Annotated in this window: 28 protein-coding genes and 4 tRNA genes; 7 read left to right on the top strand and 25 right to left on the bottom strand. The window is 43.8% G+C overall.

Going from position 1 to position 22,696, the window contains the following annotated elements; translation table 11 throughout:
- Positions 1-17 precede the first annotated feature (17 nt).
- Positions 18-443, bottom strand: a complete 426-nt coding sequence (locus tag TCA2_RS07270) for a CoA-binding protein (RefSeq protein WP_047910921.1) — start codon at positions 441-443, stop codon at positions 18-20.
- A 100-nt stretch (positions 444-543) separates the two neighbouring features.
- Complete coding sequence (gene aroA / locus TCA2_RS07265) at positions 544-1,833, bottom strand: 3-phosphoshikimate 1-carboxyvinyltransferase (RefSeq protein ID WP_047910920.1); 1,290 nt, start codon at positions 1,831-1,833, stop codon at positions 544-546.
- Between the two features lie 151 nt (positions 1,834-1,984).
- On the opposite strand from aroA, the gene TCA2_RS07260 reads away from it, so the two are divergent.
- Positions 1,985-2,293, top strand: a complete 309-nt coding sequence (locus TCA2_RS07260) for a rhodanese-like domain-containing protein (protein ID WP_047910919.1) — start codon at positions 1,985-1,987, stop codon at positions 2,291-2,293.
- A 76-nt stretch (positions 2,294-2,369) separates the two neighbouring features.
- Here the strand turns inward: TCA2_RS07260 and TCA2_RS07255 are convergent, their stop codons facing one another.
- Entirely contained in the window at positions 2,370-2,882 is a 513-nt protein-coding gene (locus tag TCA2_RS07255; protein ID WP_238546316.1) for a shikimate kinase, read from the bottom strand.
- Positions 2,883-3,033: 151 nt separating this feature from the next.
- Here TCA2_RS07255 and TCA2_RS07250 point away from each other — a divergent pair, with 151 nt between their 5' ends.
- Entirely contained in the window at positions 3,034-3,360 is a 327-nt protein-coding gene (locus TCA2_RS07250; protein WP_081872300.1) for a hypothetical protein, read from the top strand.
- A gap of 54 nt (positions 3,361-3,414) precedes the next feature.
- Here the strand turns inward: TCA2_RS07250 and gndA are convergent, their stop codons facing one another.
- Positions 3,415-4,827 carry an NADP-dependent phosphogluconate dehydrogenase gene (gene gndA / locus TCA2_RS07245; RefSeq protein WP_047910918.1) on the bottom strand — a complete coding sequence of 471 codons (1,413 nt, stop codon included), beginning with the start codon at positions 4,825-4,827 and terminating at the stop codon, positions 3,415-3,417.
- 249 nt (positions 4,828-5,076) lie between these two features.
- Positions 5,077-5,676 carry a hypothetical protein gene (locus tag TCA2_RS07240; protein ID WP_047910917.1) on the bottom strand — a complete coding sequence of 200 codons (600 nt, stop codon included), beginning with the start codon at positions 5,674-5,676 and terminating at the stop codon, positions 5,077-5,079.
- Between the two features lie 325 nt (positions 5,677-6,001).
- Between TCA2_RS07240 and TCA2_RS07235 the strand changes: the two genes are divergently transcribed.
- Positions 6,002-6,634 carry a YktB family protein gene (locus TCA2_RS07235; RefSeq protein WP_047910916.1) on the top strand — a complete coding sequence of 211 codons (633 nt, stop codon included), beginning with the start codon at positions 6,002-6,004 and terminating at the stop codon, positions 6,632-6,634.
- A 128-nt stretch (positions 6,635-6,762) separates the two neighbouring features.
- The gene (locus TCA2_RS07230) at positions 6,763-8,238 is read left to right on the top strand and encodes an aminotransferase class I/II-fold pyridoxal phosphate-dependent enzyme (RefSeq protein ID WP_047910915.1); all 1,476 of its coding nucleotides are present in this window, start codon (positions 6,763-6,765) and stop codon (positions 8,236-8,238) included.
- Between the two features lie 76 nt (positions 8,239-8,314).
- Here TCA2_RS07230 and TCA2_RS07225 read toward each other — a convergent pair whose 3' ends face one another.
- The 7 genes from TCA2_RS07225 to TCA2_RS07195 all read right to left on the bottom strand — a co-directional run bounded on the left by TCA2_RS07225 (position 8,315) and on the right by TCA2_RS07195 (position 11,249).
- Complete coding sequence (locus tag TCA2_RS07225; protein ID WP_047910914.1) at positions 8,315-8,617, bottom strand: DUF1292 domain-containing protein; 303 nt, start codon at positions 8,615-8,617, stop codon at positions 8,315-8,317.
- 126 nt (positions 8,618-8,743) lie between these two features.
- Positions 8,744-9,301, bottom strand: coding sequence for a copper amine oxidase (locus TCA2_RS07220; protein WP_047910913.1), 558 nt, complete (start codon positions 9,299-9,301; stop codon positions 8,744-8,746).
- A 186-nt stretch (positions 9,302-9,487) separates the two neighbouring features.
- Complete coding sequence (locus TCA2_RS07215; protein ID WP_047910912.1) at positions 9,488-9,682, bottom strand: hypothetical protein; 195 nt, start codon at positions 9,680-9,682, stop codon at positions 9,488-9,490.
- Between the two features lie 27 nt (positions 9,683-9,709).
- Positions 9,710-9,913, bottom strand: a complete 204-nt coding sequence (locus tag TCA2_RS27525; protein ID WP_047910911.1) for a hypothetical protein — start codon at positions 9,911-9,913, stop codon at positions 9,710-9,712.
- Positions 9,914-10,103: 190 nt separating this feature from the next.
- A complete protein-coding gene (locus TCA2_RS07205; protein ID WP_047910910.1) occupies positions 10,104-10,343 on the bottom strand; it encodes a DUF3892 domain-containing protein in 240 nt (79 codons plus the stop codon).
- Between the two features lie 122 nt (positions 10,344-10,465).
- Positions 10,466-10,909, bottom strand: a complete 444-nt coding sequence (locus TCA2_RS07200; RefSeq protein ID WP_047910909.1) for a GNAT family N-acetyltransferase — start codon at positions 10,907-10,909, stop codon at positions 10,466-10,468.
- A 118-nt stretch (positions 10,910-11,027) separates the two neighbouring features.
- Entirely contained in the window at positions 11,028-11,249 is a 222-nt protein-coding gene (locus TCA2_RS07195; protein WP_047910908.1) for a hypothetical protein, read from the bottom strand.
- A gap of 136 nt (positions 11,250-11,385) precedes the next feature.
- Here TCA2_RS07195 and TCA2_RS07190 point away from each other — a divergent pair.
- Positions 11,386-11,458 (top strand) — tRNA-Val (locus TCA2_RS07190).
- An 85-nt stretch (positions 11,459-11,543) separates the two neighbouring features.
- On the opposite strand, the gene TCA2_RS07185 is transcribed toward TCA2_RS07190, so the two are convergent.
- From TCA2_RS07185 to TCA2_RS07160, 6 genes are all read right to left on the bottom strand, one after another.
- On the bottom strand, positions 11,544-12,497 hold the full coding sequence (locus TCA2_RS07185; protein ID WP_205052600.1) for a hypothetical protein: 954 nt from the start codon (positions 12,495-12,497) through the stop codon (positions 11,544-11,546).
- Positions 12,498-13,090: 593 nt separating this feature from the next.
- Positions 13,091-13,504, bottom strand: coding sequence for a WGxxGxxG family protein (locus TCA2_RS27520; RefSeq protein WP_052511808.1), 414 nt, complete (start codon positions 13,502-13,504; stop codon positions 13,091-13,093).
- A 261-nt stretch (positions 13,505-13,765) separates the two neighbouring features.
- Positions 13,766-14,185, bottom strand: coding sequence for a hypothetical protein (locus TCA2_RS07175; protein ID WP_047910906.1), 420 nt, complete (start codon positions 14,183-14,185; stop codon positions 13,766-13,768).
- A gap of 27 nt (positions 14,186-14,212) precedes the next feature.
- Positions 14,213-14,881 (bottom strand): uracil-DNA glycosylase, encoded by a 669-nt coding sequence (locus tag TCA2_RS07170; protein WP_047910905.1) that lies wholly within the window; start codon positions 14,879-14,881, stop codon positions 14,213-14,215.
- Between the two features lie 101 nt (positions 14,882-14,982).
- Positions 14,983-15,068 (bottom strand) — tRNA-Leu (locus TCA2_RS07165).
- Positions 15,069-15,311: 243 nt separating this feature from the next.
- On the bottom strand, positions 15,312-15,713 hold the full coding sequence (locus TCA2_RS07160; protein ID WP_047910904.1) for a hypothetical protein: 402 nt from the start codon (positions 15,711-15,713) through the stop codon (positions 15,312-15,314).
- A 490-nt stretch (positions 15,714-16,203) separates the two neighbouring features.
- Here TCA2_RS07160 and TCA2_RS07155 point away from each other — a divergent pair, with 490 nt between their 5' ends.
- On the top strand, positions 16,204-16,422 hold the full coding sequence (locus tag TCA2_RS07155; RefSeq protein ID WP_047910903.1) for a hypothetical protein: 219 nt from the start codon (positions 16,204-16,206) through the stop codon (positions 16,420-16,422).
- Between the two features lie 155 nt (positions 16,423-16,577).
- Positions 16,578-16,799 carry a DUF2905 domain-containing protein gene (locus TCA2_RS07150; RefSeq protein WP_047911221.1) on the top strand — a complete coding sequence of 74 codons (222 nt, stop codon included), beginning with the start codon at positions 16,578-16,580 and terminating at the stop codon, positions 16,797-16,799.
- Positions 16,800-16,806: 7 nt separating this feature from the next.
- Here TCA2_RS07150 and TCA2_RS07145 read toward each other — a convergent pair whose 3' ends face one another.
- From TCA2_RS07145 to TCA2_RS07120, 7 genes are all read right to left on the bottom strand, one after another.
- On the bottom strand, positions 16,807-17,091 hold the full coding sequence (locus tag TCA2_RS07145; RefSeq protein WP_047910902.1) for a hypothetical protein: 285 nt from the start codon (positions 17,089-17,091) through the stop codon (positions 16,807-16,809).
- Between the two features lie 433 nt (positions 17,092-17,524).
- The gene (locus tag TCA2_RS07140; protein ID WP_047910901.1) at positions 17,525-18,595 is read right to left on the bottom strand and encodes a hemolysin family protein; all 1,071 of its coding nucleotides are present in this window, start codon (positions 18,593-18,595) and stop codon (positions 17,525-17,527) included.
- 77 nt (positions 18,596-18,672) lie between these two features.
- Complete coding sequence (locus TCA2_RS07135) at positions 18,673-19,977, bottom strand: hemolysin family protein (protein ID WP_047910900.1); 1,305 nt, start codon at positions 19,975-19,977, stop codon at positions 18,673-18,675.
- A gap of 670 nt (positions 19,978-20,647) precedes the next feature.
- Positions 20,648-20,721, bottom strand: a tRNA-Ile gene (locus TCA2_RS07130).
- Between the two features lie 45 nt (positions 20,722-20,766).
- Positions 20,767-20,840: transfer RNA gene (locus tag TCA2_RS07125), tRNA-Met, on the bottom strand.
- A 92-nt stretch (positions 20,841-20,932) separates the two neighbouring features.
- Entirely contained in the window at positions 20,933-21,097 is a 165-nt protein-coding gene (locus TCA2_RS27135) for a hypothetical protein (RefSeq protein WP_170862441.1), read from the bottom strand.
- 123 nt (positions 21,098-21,220) lie between these two features.
- Complete coding sequence (locus tag TCA2_RS07120) at positions 21,221-22,696, bottom strand: ABC transporter substrate-binding protein (RefSeq protein ID WP_047910899.1); 1,476 nt, start codon at positions 22,694-22,696, stop codon at positions 21,221-21,223.

The raw sequence follows: 22,696 nt of genomic DNA, 5'->3' as shown, positions 1-22,696 counted from the left end.
CCTTATTTCGAATTCACTTATATAGTTCTGGGCTGCAGAATGGAATCCTCTACTTTAATGCAGCGGTCCATAATCACCGTCATTCCATGCTCTTCGCCGATCTGCGCTGCTTCTTCGTTAACAATGCCTAATTGCAGCCACAATACCTTGGCCCCGATCTCTGCCGCCTCTCTTGCCACATCCGCACAGTATTCACTGCGGCGGAACACATTGACGATATCGACAGGCTCAGGAACACTCTTCAAATCAGGGTAGCTTTTCTCTCCCAAGATGGTATCCGCTCCAGGATTTACGGGTATGATTCGATAACCTCTGGATTGCATCGCCTGCGACACCATATAAGAGGTGCGGTCCGGTTTGTCAGACAAGCCAACGACCGCGATATTGCCAGCAGAAGCCAAAATTTCTTTGATCTCTTCACGTGAAGGATTAGTAAAAGTCATTTGAGCATTCGCTCCTCTCGTAAAAACAGATTCATTCATTACATTTCTATCGTGAATCAATTTCATAGGTAGCCAAAGGTATTATGAAATTGATTCTATATTATACCCATTCTACGTTAGCGCCAAGCGTCTGCAAATGGTCAAAATAACCCGGATAGGATTTGGCTACATGATGAGCATCCTTAATGCGAATCGGCTGCTTAGCGCGAAGCCCAACAATCGTTAGGGCCATAATAACCCGATGATCATAATGGGCATTGATTTCTACTCCGCCCTCTACACCTTCCGGTCTTCCATGTACAATAATCTCGGCTTGTTTCTCTTCTACCTTCGCTCCGGTTTTGGCCAGCTCAGTCAAATAATCTGTAATCCGGTCACATTCCTTATATCTTAAATTCTCAACATTATAGAAGCGGGATGTTCCTTCTGCAAATACAGCAGCGGCAACCATAGCAAGCACGGCATCGGTTGCAGCATCGCCATCAAACTCCACGGCCTTCAATATGCCATTGCCCTTGATGGTGACGATATTGTTCTCATGCGTGAGGGGAACCTCCATCATACGAAGCACATCAACAATCGCGCGCTCTCCCTGTTTACTCTCTTCCATTAATCTTGTTACCGTAACCTCAGAATTCGTAACTGCTGCAGCAGCCAGTATGGCGGCCGAACCCGGATAATCTCCCTGCACCGTGTACTCAGCAGGCTTGTACTTTTGTCCGCCAGGCACTGTGAAGTGCATATAATCCTCATCTGCATGAATGGTGATGCCTGCCTGCTCGAGAACCTCCAGCGTCTGTCCAACAACGACCTTGGACTTCAAATCTCCCAGAACTTCAATCGTGCTGTCCTTAGGCAATAGCGGTGTCAGGAACAGTAATGCACTCAAATATTGGGAGCTTACAGAACCTGATACCCGAATGGCTCCGCCTTGAGGCTTCCCTCCGCGAATCGTGATCGGCAGTCTTCCATCCTGGTGCTCCACTTCCACGCCAAGCTGCTCAAGTGCATCAATTAAATCCTGATGCGGACGTTTCCCGAGTGATTCGGGGTATGTATTCACAAAATGAATTTCTTCACCAAGTGCTGCGATACCCATAAGGAACCTCAGAACTGCCCCTGCGTTGCCTACATTAAGCTCAGAAACATGCCTTGGGGAGGCACCAAAGCCAGTGATCGTTATTTTCTCCTCATCCTCAATCAGCTCAGCCCCCAGCTCCTGTATACAGCGGCGCATCGCATCACTGTCCTCACTGTGAGCCGGATAGTAAATCGTGCTGGTTCCTTCTGCAAGCGCACCTACCAGCAAATAGCGGGTCGTATAGTTTTTGGAGGAAAGTGCATTAATCTCTCCGGCGAGTGAAGGGGTGTTGTTTACTAGAACGTCCATCGTGTCATAGCTCCTTTTTTATGAAAGAATATATCGAGTGTGGAATCCATCAACAAATTGACATGCTCCATCTGTCTTCGTTATCATTGAATTGTTGTACATTCATGAACTTGCCTATCGTTAAATTATATAGAAGAGAGGTTTCTACCTTATGAACCAAGTACCTGAAATTACACCTTCCGAGCTGCAAGCCCGGCTTCAATCCGGTGAAGCTCTACAGATGATTGATGTCCGTGAAGACGAAGAGGTCGCAGCCGGCATGATCTCCGGAGCTAAGCATATTCCGCTCGGTCAGATTCCGGACCGACTCTCTGAGATTGAGAATACGGGCGAAATTATCTTCATCTGCCGCAGCGGCTATCGCAGTGAAAGAGCCTGTGAGTATTTGGCTCAGCAAGGCTATAATGGCTGCACTAACCTGGTCGGCGGAATGATTGCCTGGAACGAACAAGAAGGCTAATCAACGAAGGGGCAGGCATTCATGCCTGTCCTTTTTTTACTTATCATACAACAACACACCTTAAAAGCACAACAGCTTAAACGCGGTGATGCGCTAAAATATAATGAACAACCTCTTCCGGTTCCATCTCTGATGTATCCACTGTTAGATCTGCAAAAGAATACTTCGACTCGCGCTCCTGCATGATCTGATGTACACGCTCTTCCACATTTCCTGCTAACAACGGACGATCACGATTGGCAGAAACCCGTCTTATAATCGCTTCTGCGCTCGCAGTAAGAGCAACCACCCACCCTGCCTTCTTCATTGCGTCACAATTGAGCGGCTTCAGCACGGAACCACCGCCTGTGGAGATAATTTGTGAAGATTCGTCAAGAACGCGTAGCAATACGCTTGTTTCTACCTCACGAAAATACGTTTCTCCCTTTTGTTCAAACAGCACCGGGATCGGGCATTCTTCCTGTGCCTCTATTTCTGCATCAATATCAACAAGCTTATACCCCAGCCTATCCGCCAACAGACTAGATACTGTTGTTTTACCTGTACCCATCATCCCGATAAGGACGATATTTTTATTACTCCTGCTCAAAGACCTTTGCCACCCCTTTAATAGAACTATCAGTCGCTATTTTTCATTTAAACATATCACAGATAAAATCATCCGCCAAGAAGTCATAAAAGGACATCCTATCACGTACTCATGATAGTAATGAGTTGTCTATAGCATACCTGTAGGGAGTGTGAACACCATTCAAATTACAACAAGCCTCGAAGCAGCTGTCAAAAAGCCCTCGCCCAGCCGAATCGCTCGGATTTTCCAGACAGGTCATGTCATCTGTAGAGATGATGTGCTGTTCGTGCTTCATTATGTACAACAAAAAGTGGCTTCGGAGGATCCACTTCTCGTAGATCTTCCAAAGCCACGTCTTATCCAGAGCTTCCAGTATTTCAGTGAAGCTTCCCTGCTGCTGCTGGATGAGCATGCTTCCCATCACTGCACACAGGAGAGGTTAAAGAAGTGTCTTAAGGAAGCACTGTTCGGCCTCTATGAAGAACACAGTTCATAACCTATATCACCAAAACCGCTCAGGACTCTTTACCTGATTAATACGGAAGGATTCTTAGTTCCCCATCCAGTTGTAATGGAATGTACCTTCTTTATCCACTCGCTTGAAGGTGTGAGCACCGAAATAGTCACGCTGTGCTTGCAGGAGGTTGGCTGGGAGTCTTTCCGTACGATAGCTGTCATAATAAGACAGGGCGCTTGCAAAACCAGGTACCGGAATACCATTTGCAACAGCTACGGAGATGACTTTACGCCATGCATCCTGATAGGATTCAACCACATTTTTGAAATATGGATCGAGGAGCAGATTCTTCAGCTCGGCATCCTTGTCATAAGCATCTTTAATGTTCTGCAGGAACTGGGAACGAATAATACAGCCACCGCGGAAGATCATTGCGATATTGCCGTATTTCAGGTTCCAGCCGTACTCGTCAGAAGCAGCACGCATTTGGGCGAAGCCTTGGGCATAGGATACGATTTTACTTGCAAACAGGGCTTTGCGAACATTCTCAATAAACTCCGCTTTGTCGCCTGTGAATGCTTCTGTCTTCGGACCACTCAGCACTTTGCTTGCAGCAATACGCTCTTCCTTCATCGCAGACAGGAAACGGGAGAATACGGATTCTGTAATCATGGACAGAGGCACGCCAAGATCCAGGGCACTTTGGCTTGTCCATTTACCTGTACCTTTTTGACCCGCAGCATCGAGAATCACATCTACCATAGGCTTGCCTGTCTCTTCATCATATTTCGAGAAGATATCTGCTGTAATTTCGATCAGGTAGCTGTCGAGCTCCCCTTTGTTCCACTCGCTGAATATTTCGTGAAATTGTTCAGCGTTCAGTCCAAGCACATCCTTGAGCAGATGGTAGGCTTCTCCGATTAGCTGCATATCGCCGTACTCGATACCGTTATGCACCATTTTCACATAATGTCCTGCACCGTCAGGACCGATGTAAGTTGTGCAAGGCTCGCCGTTCACTTGAGCTGCAATCGAAGTCAGAATCGGTTTCACAAGCTCATAAGCACTTTCTTGTCCACCAGGCATAATGGATGGACCTTTCAGAGCGCCCTCTTCACCACCGGAAACCCCTGCACCGATGAAGCGGAAGCCTTTTTCTTCAAGCTCCTTGCTGCGGCGTTGTGTATCAGGGAAGTAAGCATTTCCTCCGTCGATAATAATATCGCCTTGGTCCAGATGCGGAACCAGCTGCTCAATGGTCGCGTCTGTCGCAGGACCAGCTTGTACCATAATCAATATTTTACGAGGAGATTCCAAAGATTGTACGAATTCTTCTATAGAGAACGTTCCTACTAAGTTTTTGCCGTCAGCTTCTTTTAGAAGATCTTGCGTTTTCTCCGGGGAACGATTGAATACAGAAACTGAGAAGCCTTTACTTTCAATATTCAAGGCCAGATTCTTGCCCATAACGGCGAGGCCGATAACACCAATTTGTTGTTTTGCCACTCTATCTCCATCCTTTGCTTCGTTTTTTTTGACTCCACTGTCGATCGCCTTCAAGAGGAAGCATGACGTCTGCAGTCCTTTATCTATGTAATAAAATGAAGGGCGCTTCAACAATACCCCTATTCTATCGTGTTTAGTTTTGGAAGTAAAATGGCGGGGCCTTCAAAACAAGGGTAAAACACCTCTGTTCACGAGGTGTTCATTAAATGCTCAAACTCTCTGCTCTTACCTTATATAGTTGTGGCAGCCTTACCATTCAAGCATCAGCATTCGATCCTGCATTTGATGAAGCTTGGCGCGGCATTTGTCTGCCTTTGTTGTATCACTAGCACCGATGGCCTCATACAGCCGTTCCAGCTCATCGTCAATCTCCATCCGCAGCAGGGTAAGTCTCAATTCCCCCTCCGTCGAGGTGAACATCTCTTCCATTTCCTCGAGCGTTGGCGCCGGTCCCTTCTGATAGATCACCTTCTGCTTGAAGCCTGACACTTCGACGAGCCTAATGACCTCACCGAACAAAATATTTTCTATAACGATAATATGATCCTTGAATCTGCGAACGACAGCATGCCCTCTCGTGTCTCCGATCAATTTCTCCATATATTCTGCAAGCTTTGCATCCTTGATGATATAGTCACCAATCAACTTATAATCACCAGTTCTCATTTGCTGAAATTTCAGTTTTACCAATTTGCGGCCTGTACGTATGGACAAAATAAAGTAATCCTCATCCTCGCTCCAATATAGCGAATACCCTTCCTGAATGAGATCCTTAATGAGCTGTTGGATACGAAGGCGGCTAAACCGGAGCTCTAAATTGCAGTATTCCACTTCATAGCTCTTGTTCATGGCACTTCCTCCTCCATTCTTTTACGATCATGTGATCCGAATCTTACTTATTTAGAAATGAGACTTGCCGCCTTGGTATCCTTGCCATTCTTCGCTCCACCATAAGTCGGCTTACCCTATTTTATACTGACTTCAAGGGAAGCGTACTTAGTCGTTTGACTATTTTTTCACCCGATAATCTTCATCAACTATCCAGCAAATGTACAAACTTCAAGCGAGGGGAAGCGGGTACTCCTGTGTTATAATGAGTCGCGTAATATTGTGTATACTATTATATTGGATAGTGTTTAGGTTCATGCTTACCTAATAAGGAGGATTACTTATAATGTCACAACTCACATATCCCTCATTAAATGAAGCGGATTTTGAAGTATTTGAAGTACCCGGATTGGAGCCGCGCATGGAGCTGCTGATTGAACGGGTTCGGCCGAAGCTTGAGGTCATTGGGGCGGCCTCAGCACCATTCCTCCGCGAACTGTGCGGTGAAGATATGTTTGTCCACGTTGCGAAGCATGCCCGTCGAAAGGTGAATCCACCGAACGATACCTGGGTTGCAATAGCCAACAATAAAAGAGGATATAAGGTATACCCCCATTTCCAAGTTGGAATGTTCGGGACACACGCGTTTGTGATCTTCGCCATCATATATGAGAGCAGCAATAAAGAAGTGTTCGCTGAAGCTTTGTCCCGTCAGTTTGAAGAAGTAGCGCAGAATATACCCAAACATTTCTATTGGTCTACCGACCATATGATCCCGGAAGGAACCCATCACGAAGACATGACGAAGGAAGATTTCCAGCGTATGGCGGAGCGACTCAAAAATGTGAAGAAATCCGAGGTTTTATGCGGACTTCGTATCGACAAGAATGATCCGATCCTCTTGGACGGCCAGAAGTTTGGCAAGACCATAGAAGAGACTTTCACAGCCCTGCTGCCCTTGTACAAAATGTCATTTTAAATCTTAAAAATGCCATAATTTACAAATAAAATGCCAGATCATAAAAAATCCATTTTCATTCCCTTTTCATTTTGCTATACTCATCTAGGTTTGATTATTCTTAATAATGAAAGGTTGTGACAGCATCCATGGATCACCGTCGTACGCCGCTCTTTACAGCACTTAAGAACCACGCGGCTAACAATCCGGTACAGTTTCACATCCCTGGTCACAAAAAAGGACTTGGAACGGACTCAGAGTTTCGCGAATTCATTGGGGATAATGCCCTTTCCATAGATTTGATCAATATCGCGCCACTTGACGATTTGCATCAACCGACTGGAGTAATTAGAGAAGCACAAATGCTGGCTGCCGATGCTTTCGGGGCAGACTATACCTACTTTAGTGTACAGGGGACAAGCAGTGCGATTATGACCATGATCTTGTCCGTATGCGGACCTGGCGAGAAGATTATCGTGCCGCGGAATGTGCATAAATCGGTCATGTCTGCCATCATCTTCTCCGGAGCCAAACCTATCTTTATCTCTCCGGTCAGTGACGAAAATCTCGGTATTGATCACGGAATTACAGTTGGTTCGGTACGCCGCGCACTGGAACGCCATCCTGATGCGAAGGGTGTGCTCGTCATTAATCCAACGTATTTCGGTGTTTGTGCGAATTTGAAGGAGATTGTAGAGCTGGCTCACAGTTACCAAGTGCCCGTTCTTGTGGATGAGGCGCATGGTGTACTGATTCATTTCCATGAGGATCTTCCTATGTCTGCTATGGAAGCTGGTGCAGATCTAGCCTCTACGAGTGTACACAAATTAGGCGGTTCGATGACGCAAAGCTCGGTCCTGAACCTGAATACCAAGAACGGATTCGTTAATCCAGAGCGGGTACAGACGATTATCAGTATGCTGACTACAACTTCTACATCTTATATTTTGTTGTCTTCACTGGATACAGCAAGACGTAATCTTGCACTCCATGGACACAGCATGGCTCAGAAAGCCATTGACCTTGCAGAGTATGCCCGCCGGGCAATTAATGATATCGAAGGGCTGTACTGCTTCGGCGAAGAAATACTGGGCGGAGAAGCAACCTATAGCTACGACCCAACCAAGGTTACCATTCATGTTCGCCATCTGGGGCTCACCGGCTATGATACAGAGAACTGGCTTCGCAAGCATTTCAACATTGAAGTGGAAATGAGTGATATGTACAACATTCTCTGCCTGATCACACCAGGCGATAATGATGACACTGTCAATACACTGCTTAGTGCACTTCAGGAGCTGTCGAACACCTATTATAATGTGAATCAAGCTAATGAGCTTGTCGTCAAGATTCCGGAAATTCCGCAGCTGATGCTGACACCGCGCGAGGCTTTCTATGGTGACACCGAGGTGATTCCATTCAAGGAATCGGAGGGTCGCATTATTGCCGAATTTATTTATGTGTATCCACCAGGTATACCGATTCTGCTTCCGGGTGAGGTCATTTCTCAGGATAATATCGACTACATCGTTGAGCATGTCGAGGTCGGTCTACCTGTTAAGGGACCCGAGGACCGGACGATTCAGAATGTCAAAGTGATCGTCGAAGCAGAGCCTATTTTTTAATACATGCCGCTTTAGCGCAACAGAAAAGACCAGACAACTTGTCTGGTCTTTTCGTCTGTTGAGAAGATGGCGTCGATTACTCGTTCTCGACCATTTCGTTGAAAGCTGCTTCAACGCGGTTCCACTCTTCTTCATCTTCGATTTGATACAGTGCAACTTCTTCGTTCTCTTCTTCAAGACGAAGAATCAATCCGTCCGCTTCAGGGTTATCCCGCTCGAGCAGTACCGCATACTCTTTGCCGTCTACATCAAAAGTTTGCGCCAGGATCATTTCGACCTCTGCACCATTCTCGTCTGTCAGGGTAAGAACAGCCATTTCGTGTTCATGATCGTGGTCATGGTTGCAATGTTCATCGTGAACATGATTGTGATCGCTCATGAGAATACCTCACTTTTATATTTATATTGTAATCATACGATAGGCATTTGTAACATCATACTACGGTCGCACTTGTAATCATACGGACGTATCGTAACACTATTACGGGACAAAATCAATGAAACTCTAATCCAATGCTGTAATCACTTTTTCCGAAACAAGGAAGAACGAATTACTGCCTGACGGTTTCATATAGAACCCTACTTTATAATTCCCGCTTTTTTTAAAATCATAAGTAAAATCATTCGTTCTGAACCAAAAATTATCCTTTGAGCCGCTGCCCAGCTTCTCGGATTGTATATTCTTCACATTTCCGGAGGGGGCGGTAATGGCAACTTTAACCTCGGAAATTTTACCATCCAGACTATCAACCTGACTTAACACGTTAAACTTTAATTTACCTACATTGACATTCCCGAACACCGTCTCACCTTTGAACAAAGTGATGTGCACGTTTGGCTTGGTGATTGTAACCTTGCCATTTCCTGAGTCCCATGAAGCAAGCCCACTAATCTCGCGGACAGGAGCATATGTCGTTCCATTTATAAAATAACCACCACCGCTTACCTCTTGCCCATTAATAATGACACGAATTCGTTCGGTAACTGAGTCAGCAAACAACATGGATCCGCTGCCCAAGAGCGAGAACACAATCGCAAGGGCAAGCGTTCTTTTCCACTTCATAAGCTCTTGTTCCCCTCCAGCAATGAGAATATAGTATGTCTATTTATACTTCATCCTTGAGAACAAGTTGCGGTACGTTTGGAAAATTTTTCAGAAAAAATTACGAAATATGTATTTGTCGACTTCTTCTATGCTCGGTTTACCATGCACCGTTCCTTGAAAGGGCCCGGTGCATGGCATTTGGGCCTAAACTTTAGGCTTGGTCAAGATACAAGGGACGCCCTTCCCTACAGCTCCCGGTTCCCGCATGCGCTCAGCGTATGCCATTCCGCGTTCACACGGTGTTTTACAGACTTCACACACCTCGGACGTCACCAGCTTCATACTTGTCCGCACCTTTTCCTTGCTTGACCCGCCTTTACTGCCCTTCCCCTTTGCCATGGGTGCTTTCCCTTCTTTCGTAGGTGTTTAAGGCATGTTCATCTGCAGCTTCGTGCCTGGTAATGCATTGTATGGGGATTTGCGGAGAAGGTGCATAAGAGAGTGATTTGACGCCCATTTTGGCGCCATTTTTTGGCTCCCTCTCAGGCGCTCCATTTTTTGGCTCCCTCTCTCCGGTTGCTCCGCAAAAGTCAGGCGCTCCATTTTTTGGCTCCCTCTCAGGCGCTCCATTTTTCGGCTCCCTCTCTCCGGTTGCTCCGCAAAAGTCGTTCGGGATCCAAAAAATTCCGCTGAAGGTGTAAAGACTAAACTATGTTCTGCCAATGGACATAGTCAATTATAAAAAAGCAAATAAAAAGGGAAGCCCAGCATTTGGGCTTCCCTTTGATAACATTAGAGATATAACAAACGATCAGGATTTTTATTGAAAGATAGGCAGTTGATCCAAATTATTCGTCGGATCTCCATCGGCATCTCCGCGAATACGAAGGGAGCCATCTTTTGCTTTGAATACATTAACTCCTGCGATGGAGCCGGTTTGAATCTCATTCAACGCTTGATTATAATCAAGCACTCGGCCCGTTGATGTCTTAAATGCGGTTAAATCCCCGTCTCCGTTTTTCTGAACGGCAACAAATTGCTCGCGTGTGTTATTTTCCATAAGAACATACACTCCTTTTTTGCAGCCATAGTTTGTAACCTGCTCGGACTCAGGATGACCTGATCTCCGACACTATGATTGTGCCCAATAAGTTGACTTCTTATGAAAGATAACATTTTCACTTAGAGCTTTTTCTGCATCCGTACGTGCAGTATACCTGCATCATAGAAAGGCTCGTCCGAGATTACTTCATATCCGAGCTTCTTATAGAAGCCTTCTGCCTGACATTGTGCATCTAATAATGAGTAGGCTAATCCCAACTCTTTAGCTCTTTCTTCAAGCGCCATAATCAGCACACGACCATATCCGTTAACCCGATAAGGCTTCAGGACAGCAATTCTTTGCAGCTTGGCAGTATCTTTTTTATAATATATCAAGCGGCCGGTTGCGACCATCTCTTGTCCATCCTGAATTAGAATATGGTGTGCATCCGGACTCAGAACATCATATTGGTCAATTTCCTCTTCTACTGGAACGTTCTGTTCCTCTACGAACACCGTTTTGCGAATGTTCAGCCCAGCTTCAAGCTGTTCTTGTGTGGTAACATTAATAATCTCGGCTGGCATACGTCTCCCCCTCTTACTATCCAAAAATGCAAAAATCCAAACCATTATACACTACAGCAGCAGTGATCGTATAGTCTGTATTCGATATGGATAATTAAAGCAAGCATGTGTACCTATCCTACGGTAAAAATGTTTCTTCATTTGATGGCTTGGAATAAACCTCATCCCCTACAGATCTTCGATATACCTCATCTATTACGGGCAGATCGGATTCAGCTGGCTCGATCAGCTGCAGGTTAATTGTTTCTTGTGAAGGAGTTAAGGTGCATCCTGTTATGTTGGTTAATATAAATCCGCAGATCGTAAGTATGGCTATACTACGAGTCACTCTTCTGTTCATGGAACCCCATCCTCTTGTTGTAATTTTCATCCTATTCAGGTTGCTCATTTCAGGGAAAATTAAACATAGGACAGGGATTGACATTGCTTATTAAGCCTGATAATATAAATTTATTCCTTTTTTATAGATATTCCATGATCTGTTAGCTCAGCTGGGAGAGCACTATCTTGACAGGGTAGGGGTCAGTGGTTCGAGCCCACTACAGATCATCACTGAAAACCCTTGAATATCAAGGGTTTTCTTCTTTTTTCTCATACGAACTATAGAACCCTTGACTCGTGTCATCAATTTCGTTTACACGTGCAATTGAAAAATATTGCCCTCTTCTTTACATTTATGTACTCCCTTGATCTCACCGATTCCATCCAGTATTACTTTATCCTCGCAGATTACAGGTCTTGCTTCTACAATCACATAGAGTTTTGATGCCTGCCAGAGATCGGTCTCGTAATAAGAAACAATAGGCTGCTGTATCAAAAATTCGTCGGTGCCAAATGCAACTTTAATATAATTATGATGAAGAAGCCTGCCAGGCAGTGCATCTATATTTTGCGGATCAATGCTCCTCACGGCTAGATCTCCTTCAATAATTACATGGAATCCTATATTCTCTTCAAACAGCTCGAAGGCAGCCTTTCTGTGTGCTTTAACATTTTCTATAGTTGCCTCCGTCTCTTCACTTACTTTAACTTCCTTTATTTCACTTTTCTCTACCGGATGGACATGAGATCTTAGAAATTCGTACAAATCATCCTCCGAATGTGAAAAATCCTCCTGCCATCGTTCCGAGAACTCATCGAGTAGTAAGCACATCCACAAGCCCGAGTAGTAGCAGCTTTTTCTTAAATGAAGTACAGCGGCATTAGAATTTATCAATTCTTGTCTAAACGGATTCAGTATAGCTCGCAATGATTGTGCTGACTCTTCGGCATACGCCTTCAGTTCCACATAATAAGCAGGCCCCTCTATCGTCTCCACCCTTGTCTCATATGTAAAATATGTACCCAGCAGCTCTTTTCTCCTACTTCGAATCTGAAAAAAATGGGATAAATGGGCATCCCTTATTTGTGTATCACTTGCCTCCAGCGCATGAGAAAGACACTGCCTTTCCCAACTTCTTAGCTCCACGTTCTCCTCAACTAGAGGGTACGTTAAACCCAATAGCTCATCTGGGAACCTTTTCTCCTCGCAAAGATACTGGAATCCATGAAACAACTCATGCACAAGAAGTGACTTGAGCTCTGCCATATACTCAATTCCTTCGATGCTGACGATTGCTGTTGGATAGTCCTCATACATAATTAACGTATTGCCGACGAATCGCTTGTCCCATTTCAATTGATGAAATGTATGTGATTGAAACTTGGGATGATGGAATAGAAGGACTTCGCTTGAGTTATATATTGCGTAGGCGACCTTTCGAAATCCTAACCAAAATGGTTCTACATCAAGCTCGAGCAACATATCTGCTGCGGAATGTAAGTTGATATCCATGCATTTCTTTCTCCCATTTTCGATATTGAGATACTTGAAGAGATTATAACAAAAAAATAAAGGACCCGCAGATACCCTGGGATCCTTTATTTCTGATGATTAGTAGAGGATGGTTTTGGAGATGATGACAAGTAGAATGAAAAGAACAAGGATTGCGCCGATGGAAGACCAACCATTGTATCCTCCACAATATCCAGATCTAGATACTTCACTCATGCTGCTCTCCTCCTTAGCTCTAAGGTATGAGATAGTATATGAATACCTAGATTAGATGACAGGGCGGGTATCCTGATTTTCCAAACTTTTTTTGTAATTCATCTCCAATAATCCTAGTTAGTGCAAAGCAATTATTTCGCGTGATGAGGTGTTCCCTCATGCTTCTCTTTGCGAAGTCCAGCAAGACCAAACAGTCCTAACAAGCCAAGCCATCCCCAGCCATTTCCACGATCTGTCGTAGCATTGGCGCGAACGTTATTGGTACCATAAGTACCATTGTTATAAGCATTGGTATTGTAAGTACCGGTACCAGTACCTCTGCCATCGTACATGTTATTGTTCATGTTGTTCATCGTGCGCGTACGATTCATGTCCGTAGTGCCGTTGTCTTTTCCATCAATGCCCAAGTTTTTTTCCAAACGATTAACCGAATTCTTAACCGGATTATCGTTCATATGGTTTGTGTTCGTTTCAGCCATTGCCGGAACAGCAATTACCATAGAAATACTTGCAGCTGCTAAAGTGGCTGCCCATTGCTTTTTCATCTTCATTCACCCCACTGATTATTGTTTTGGCCTGTCGCTTGTATAATCCCCTTCCAAAATTAAAGTTATACAAGCCTAAGTGTGGGAGAAAAATGGGGCAAATCCTAATTTTTATGTACAGCAAAAAACCCACCGTTTGCAGCCGGTGAGTTTACATATATACCAATCATCTCTTGAAGGGTTACGAGTACAGATTACCGCATAATTATTAACGCAGCATGATACAAACATAAAATTTCAATTAAACATAATAATGAGATCCTATCCGCGTCTTGATCTCACAACAAACGTATACAATTCCTTATCAAGAACGGTCCCGTCCTCCAGCACCACATTATGGTTGTCATGTGAGCTGATCGTCGTCCGGTACTTAATAAGCTTAGCCCCTTTCCATACCGTTACCGCAGATTTGAAGTAAATTGCGTTATCAAATTGAATCGATTGGCGCATCACATATCCGACCGTATGAATTGAGGACCTTGCTCTTTTCTTGCCTTTTCCATAGGCATCCTCCGCCAAGGGATGAATTCGTATAATTTGACTAAACGGAATCTTGACTCTCTTCGCTCCAACGACGATGATTTCGGCATCTGCATCCCACTTCAGCAATATCCCTTGAACGGGATCTTTACGACCACCTGCTCGTTCCACCAGCACTCTTTGGCCTACCCAATGTTTCATTCTCCCGTTCACCTCCGTGTCTTCTTGTTAATTGTCCGAGATTGTCCAGTTTACTTGTTTGATTCCTTCTGCTTCCAAGAAGGCGTTCGCTCGAGAAAACGGATGGCTTCCAAAAAAACCATTCCGAGCTGCAAGCGGACTTGGATGAGCCGATTCTATAACCAGATGACGGGAACGATCTATGAACGCCCCCTTCTTCTGTGCGTGACTTCCCCAGAGCATAAACACCATAGGCTGCTCCCGAACATTTAATTTCTCGATTACCGCGTCAGTAAACCGCTCCCATCCGATATGGCGATGTGAAGCAGGTTCTCCCTCTCTCACAGTTAATACGTTATTTAATAACAAAACTCCTTCTTCCGCCCAATCCTGAAGAGACCCATGTGCAGGAATGGATACTCCTAGATCACTATGTAATTCTTTATATATATTTCGCAAAGATGGAGGGATTCTAACCCCTTTTTTGACAGAAAAACTTAGCCCTTCTGCCTGACCTGCTCCATGATATGGATCTTGACCAATGATCACGACCTTTGTATTCGCATACGAGGTTAATTTCAACGCATTGAATATGTCGTCCTTCGGAGGATATATCGTTTGCGTCTTATATTCAGCAGCCAGCTTCAATCGAAGCTCCTGCATATAATCTTTATTCATCTCGTCCTGCAGCAGTGCGTCCCAGTCATTATTAAACATATATCGGCTCTCCTCGTTTCCAATCCCTTTATACAACATATAGGTATCTAAAAAAATAAGCTGGACTCCTGTTAGGAGCCAGCCTATTTCATATAAATGTATGCCGAGGACGGGGGTCGAACCCGTACGATGGTCACCCATCGCAGGATTTTAAGTCCTGTGCGTCTGCCAATTCCGCCACCCCGGCGTATGTGTATAGACTGTTTAACCAAACTCACTGGTAAAGTTAATGAACAATCCACAACCACTTTCGAATTTTCCCAGCAAATATGCTCAAAAATCCGGTATCTCTTATTATATATGAACAGCCACGATTTGACAAGCTCTGCGTGTACTTTTATAGATCAATTTCTAATCAAGCTTAACAGCGCAATAAAGTCCACCTCTCTGAGATGGACTCCTTAACATTTGCATCGCCCTGAAGAACGGTTTATTCTTCTTGATCTAATCGCACGGCTTTGTACATCTTGCCTTCATGTTCGACAAGAATAACCTCATTCGTGTTCGCATCTTTTAACTGAAATATCAGCGATCCCGCTTTCAAATAATTGCTTAAGCCATCTTGACCTATTAGCTGAATATCCTCTGTTAATTCCGATGAAGTTACTTCCATCGTTACTTCACCCAGCTCTTTGCTTGCTAACTTATCAGGAAGAGCTTCCTCGGTAATCACCTTATATGGAATTCCACCGGACCATGTAACAAAAGGATCGTTGTTCTCCGTTCGTGCTATATCTGCGGATAATTCTTCCCGCTCAGCAGAGTCCGTGTCGCAAGCAACAGGAAATAATAAGCATATCATTACGATCCCGAATTTTAATACATTCATCATATTTCTGCTCCCTCTGAGAAGTTAATCACGCATCCTGAAATAGAAAGCAGACGAGCTACCTATATTTAGCTTATATCTTCGGATTATTCTTCCTATTCTTCCTTGTACCCTTTCTTTCTGCTCGCCATTCTCATCCACCAAGCAACGCCGCCAACACCCGCAGCAATAATTACAGCAAATATAACGATATACCATCCATGAATATTCATTGTGCATTCCTCCTATGATAGTTATACCCATATTATCTGCTACATTAAACTTGCTCACTCATTTCCTCATGTGATCCAACGAATGTTTAAGCTTCACCCGAATTGGTTTATTTAACTTTAAGATATTTATTTCTGGATTATTGTAGAAATTTAGAACTAGTTCTGATAGACTATTCGTAGACATGAAAGTGAAAAGCATGTGATAAAACAACCAGTTTGCAATGTAATTAGACCTGATTCTTATTCTTTACATCAATTACTGGCATAGGGAGAATAGGCTTATGAATAAAGAAGCGATTATTGCGATGAAACGTAATCAGCAGATCATGGTAAGAAGCAAAGATGGAGAGACCTTAACCGGGTATCCTGTTCCTACAGATCATTCATCAAAGCTTGTATTAAGAACCACCTTTGGTCCGGTTTGGATTCCTTATGAGGAAGTAGAGCAAATTACCCGGATCATTAGTATTAACCGCTCCAGAAAATTAGCTTTATCTTAAGTTGCTCTATTTACCATAACATACTGTTCCCTTTAAAGTGATCTTACAATGTACTGTTCATAAATTTATAATTAGATGTAAATCATAGATATGAATTAGCTGGGGCTTGGCACATGGCTCTGGCTATTTTATTATTTAACGGGGGTGAGCTAATCATGAACAATATGCCTAAGCTTCTCATATTTGCTGGGGTTGCACTGATTATTGTCGGATTGATCTGGATGGTACTCGGAAGATTTATACAACTTGGTAAATTGCCAGGAGATATTTATGTAGATCGAGGGAACTTTAAATTCTATTTCCCCATTGTTACTTGTATCGTGATCAGTCTTATCCTTACGCTGATCTCCTGGATTATCCGTCACTTTATGAAATAAGCAGCAGCTAGTATTTCGTCCAATAATCCATCCCATCTGATAAAGCTGGCATCGAACGCACTGACGTTTGCTCCTCTGGCTCCCAGCCCTCTAGAATCACAATGTGTTCTGTCGACGATTGGTCCTGCCACTTGATAAATCCTTGTCTTTCTAACTCTCTTAGAGCTTTCCGAATACCACTTTCTGTTCTCCCGGTCTTGACTTCCAGTTCCATCATTTGAGGCATGCGTCTCCGCTGCCCACAAAAATTGTATAGAATCCTCAGCAGTTTGCGTTCAAAATCAGGCATCATCCTCATCACTCCCTAAGCTGTTATTATTGCTCTAACAGGTCGCCAAGCCAGCACATTCTCCTCGTTAAAGGTTCTCGGAGCCCCTGTATGAAGACATGTAGAATAGATTCTGCCATTTACTATTCGATGAATTTCAATATTACGTTGACTAACCTGCCCTGCTCGATCCAGATAAACAATTTCTACAACCTTGCCAATATATTTACGCGGCATAAGCTCACCCCAATAAGAACATTTGTTTGTATATATTATATAGGAACATATGTTCTTTTATCAACTGTAAAATTTGGCTGCTCCACCTTAAGAATTCAGTTCTTTGATTAAGATGCACTAGACTTGTTCGTACCGCAAAGAGACCCTTACATACGAATATGCAAGGGTCTTTGTCCAACGATATGAGATTTATATAAACTTTCACGTAACGGATCGTCCTTTAAAGAGCAGGTACACTGTTCACTGCAATATCATCATATTCGTCATGAATATCTCCTACGATCTCTTCCAATATGTCTTCCATCGTAACGAGCCCTGTAACTTGGCCGCTAGCATCAGTTACAAGTGCAATATGAACCCGATTCTGCTGCATTTTAGTAAGAACATCCTTAATAGGGGAGGTCTCCTTAAGACTTGGCATCGGATGAATAAACCCGCTCAGATCCCATTCTCTGCCGGCAGCAATGCTTGTCAGCATTTCTTTCGTGTTAATAAAGCCGAGATATTGCTCTTTATTCCCTTTATGAATAACAGGGTAACGGGTGTACTCATATTGATGAATGACTTCAAGCATGCTCTCAAGAGACATATCACTGCTAAAAGTAGCTATTTTCCCTTTCGGAATCATAATCTCCTTCAAGATGCGCTCATCAAAATCAAAAATGTTCTTCAAATAATCAAGCTCTGTCTGATTAATTTCTCCACTTTCATAGCTGTTGTTAACAATCAGCTTCAGCTCTTCCTCTGAATACACGGTATCATGACCGGCAGGCTTCACACCAAAAATCTTCAACAACAGGCGAGCTGAATTGTTCAGTGCAGTGATTACAGGATACATAATCTTACCGAACCAATACAGCGGACCTGCCAGCAGCAGAGTCATTCTCTCTGAGAACTGAATAGCCAGTGTCTTGGGAGCAAGCTCACCAATAACAACGTGCAGGAAGGAAACAACCGACAAGGCAATGACATAGGACAATACCGTCGATAGGGCAGCCGGCAGATTCCAGCTGTCAAATACCGGATGAAGCATTTTCTCAACAGTTGGTTCACCCAATGCTCCCAGCACGAGTGCCGTAATCGTGATTCCCAGCTGACACGCCGACAGATAATAATCCAGTTCATGTGCGACCTTTTTGGCCAGAACAGCCTTCTTGTTGCCTTCCGCAATCAATTGGTCGATCCGTGACATCCTCACCTTGAGAATCGCAAATTCAGCTCCGACGAAGAATGCTGTCAGTCCAATGAATACAGCTACTAAAAACAAATTTAATGCAATTATTCCGTCCAATGATTTCCCTCTTTAAGAGGGATTCACCTCCAGAGTCCTATAGTATTTTATATATTTAAGATCCACAAAGAACAATATTATTGTTGAATTTTACGTAACACGACTTGCTTGATTTGAAAATTATCCATTTCCTTGACCTTCCACATCTGCTCATCCTGTTCAACGATATCGCCTTCCTCGAGAGATGCCCCTCGTTTGGACTGAATCCAGCCGGCGATTGTATCTACCTCATCCGCACCGTCAAATATGAAGCCAAACTGCTTCTCCAGCTCATCCAATAAGACTCGCCCGCTGATTAGATACTCGTTGTCCCCGAGCTGCTGAATATCAGCCTTCTCATCGCTGTCAAATTCATCGCGAATCTCACCAACGATCTCCTCTAGGATATCCTCCATCGTTATAATCCCGGACGTACCACCGTATTCATCAATAACGACTGCCATATGCACCCTCTGCTGCTGCATCTTGATCATCGCTTCCTGAATCGGTGTAATTTCCGAGACATACGGCAGCTCACGTACAAATTCTTCAAGGCGATGCTCACTTCCGTCCACAATATGAGGAAGCATCTTCTTCACGTTAACCACACCGATAATTTTATCCTTATCTCCAGCTTCAACAACCGGATAACGTGAATAATTATACTCGTCAAAAATAGGAACAATATCCGCATAAACCATGTCTATATCGAGCGTTACCAGATCCACACGCGGAACCATGATATCTTTTGCGTCCCGCTCATCAAAGGAAAAAACATTTTCCATATAAGAAAGCTTTGTCTGATTGATCTCGCCGCCTTCGTAGCTCTGATTCATAATGATCTTGATCTCATCCTCGGAATACGCCTGTTCGTGTCCTGCCGGCTTAACACCGAACGCACGCAGCATAACCCGGGAAGAACCGTTTAGTGCCCAAATGAATGGAGACATGATCTTACCGAACCAATAGAGAGGTGCTGCGAGCAGCAGAGTCATCTTCTCCGCAAATTGGATCGCCAATGTTTTCGGTGCCATTTCACCTACGACCACATGCAAGAAGGTAACTAAGATAAACGCAATCGCATAAGAAGCCACAGATGAAACAGCTTCGGACAATTCAAAGTAGTTAAACACTGGATACAGCAGACTCTCAACAGCCGGTTTACCCAGCGCCCCCAGACCAAGTGCAGTAACCGTAATACCGAGCTGACAAGCAGACAGGTAATAATCGAGATCTGAAGCTACTTTTTTGGCAACCACTGCTTTCTTGTTTCCTTCAGCGATAAGCTGATCGATACGTGACATCCGGATCTTAACTACAGCAAACTCCGCAGCAACGAAAAACGCGGTAAGCGCAAGTAGTATGACAAGTAATATTAAATTGGTAATCGTGATAATGTCCAATAATTTCCCTCTTAAGAGGGATTCACCTCCAGGAATATTTACAGCATCTCTAATGAATTACTGTATTAAAATTTATAATTCGAATAAAGTATACATAACAACTTCGGCCGATGAGGGGCGGTGTTCATGAGAAGAACCTTGTTCATGCCATCATGATCAGCCCGCTTGAATATTTTCCGTTCGTTTAATTCCGTCTGCGGTTCAAAATACAGTAACGCCTTCCCAATGTGTCCACCTCCCCTCCGTAATATTCCTACAAGTATATCATGATTGATTGCTGACCATCCAGTTCAACGTCATGGTTGCAGATTTATAGTCGCTGCAGATACCTCACTTCTTATACAAAAGGTACGGTTATCGTACCTTGATATAGTCCAGTATATGAATTTATTAAGAATGCATAAAACTCATTTCTTCTACAATATATTGAAAAGTCTAATTTATATAAACGATATATGGATCATTTAAACAAAACTTGCCCTATTTTAAACCAACATTAGGACTCGCTATGCATAAACGCACTTGATTCTCTGCTCTCTGCTATGCAGTTGAATCCCACGTTACTTACAATATTGTAAGAGAAGAGAATCAGTTTCATATCATTATAAAAATAGTTCAGGAAACTACAAATAAAAAAGCCTTTGCGTATTACGCAAAGGCTGTTCAGGTATGGGCCCTGAGGGACTCGAACCCCCGACCAATCGGTTATGAGCCGACCGCTCTAACCAACTGAGCTAAGGGCCCTGAATCAATATTCTATTACACATATTAGTGCGCTGTATGTAACTATTGCGGGGGCAGGATTTGAACCTGCGACCTTCGGGTTATGAGCCCAACGAGCTACCGAGCTGCTCCACCCCGCGTCAATAAAACTTAAAACAGCGACATCTAATAATATACATGATGTGTAATAGAATTGTCAAGGCACTTTTTTTGGAGAAACGAAGACTGCTCCTTATGGAATGAAACGGACACCATAGCGCCCCTTGCGTGATTTGTATACCTCTACCTGCTGCGGTTCATCATGCCCATAGATCCATCCGTCCTGCTCCATCCGCTTCGCGAAGCAACCTGCCTGAAACTTACTACCGTATAATCTTGAATAATATACCCATTTCACTCTTGTTCATCTTCCTTTGACTCCATAATGGATGCTGTTTCCTTTCTACTATTAGGATACCCAAAAGCACAAAAAATAGCCGCGAGATGAAATTTAATCAAGCGGCTATTGAATTAAGCTTATTTAGTTTGCGGCTAATTTATCCTCGAAGCTCGCCTTCGGATCTGTCTTCAGCTTCTGCAGCATTTCATTTCCATCCTGCTCCCAGGCTTCCAGCGCTTCCTTCGGTGTCTTCTTATTCTCTACAACTTCATTGAAGTATTTCTGGCCTACGGAGTCCACCTGCCATAAATTCGGCATCTTCTGGTACAGTGTGTTCATATCCGTGCTTGTCGGCGGGATCGGCTTTAATGTGTAGAAAGCAGCAATATTATAATCCAATCCTTCCTTTGGCTGGATGTAGCTCTTACGTGACACCATCTCATAGCTGCTTCTTGCCTTGACTTTGGCCCATTCTTCACCGTTCAGGAACTTGATGAATTCCCAGGCATCGTCTGGATTTTGAGCGTTACTATTAATAGCCATCAGGCTGCTTAGATATACATTCCCGCCAATGCCCGGCTTCTCCTGATGTACAGGAGGGGTAACAACATCCCAATCAATCGGGTCAAACTTATCATCCGTCTCAGCATACTTGTTATCATTAATCAGCCTGGTGACATAGCTGTAGTCCGAAACAACCATAGCGAGCTTTCCTTCCATAAACATATTGCCTTGGAAAGGATTAAATTCGGTCTGATCTGTCTGATATTCATAAACCTCCTGACCAGGCACAATTTTGTCCCGAGTCAGCGTAGCTACGGTATCCCATACTCTCTCCCAGGATTCGTTATTGACGGTCATCGTTTCGGCTTTGTCATCAAAGATTCGCAGCTGCAATGGTGATGCATATGTTTGAACATTGTAATAAGTATCGCCGCCGTATTGATTGAAGGAAAAGCCATACACGCGATCCTCACCTTCACCGCTCGTTACCCGTCTTGCAAGATCAAATATATCTTCCCATGTCGCTCCATCTGCTGGCGGTTCCACCCCTGCCTTTTGAAAAATCGCTTTGTTATAAAACAATGCAGATGATGAGAAAGTAGGTGTCAGGGCATACAGATTGTTATCTCCCATATCCTTGATCCCGTCCAGCACGGTCGGGACAATATCCGTCGTATCAAACTCATCCTCGGCAATTAGAGGATCAAGCTGTGTCAGCATATTTTCCTGAATAAGCGACTTAAATACAGAGGTGTCTCCGACAATAACATCCACCGGATTGTCACCCGTCATCAGCTTCTTGACCGCTTCGAGGGTATCTGGCTGCTCTGGCTGTTCATTCTTGGTGTAGTCGAAATATTGATACTGATCCTGGTCCACTGCAGGTACAATTTCAATCGTTATATTGTCATTCAGCACCTCAAAAATATCCGTATACTGCTGTCTAAAATAGGTATCATCATTACTTCCATACAAGGTACCAATTCGAAGCACTCTTTCCTCTTGATCATCAGATGGTTCATTAGAAGTACATGCTGCAAGAAGTGGAGTCAGCAAAGTCATACATGTCAGCATCGCGATGACCGGTCGACGAAATACAGATTTCTTTATCAT

It is taken from the genome of Paenibacillus sp. TCA20, from assembly GCF_000732325.1.
GTDB classification, from domain to species: Bacteria; Bacillota; Bacilli; order Paenibacillales; family Paenibacillaceae; genus Paenibacillus; species Paenibacillus urinalis.
Note: the sequence above shows the minus strand (reverse complement) of the source record. Positions and strands in the feature narration are given on the sequence as shown.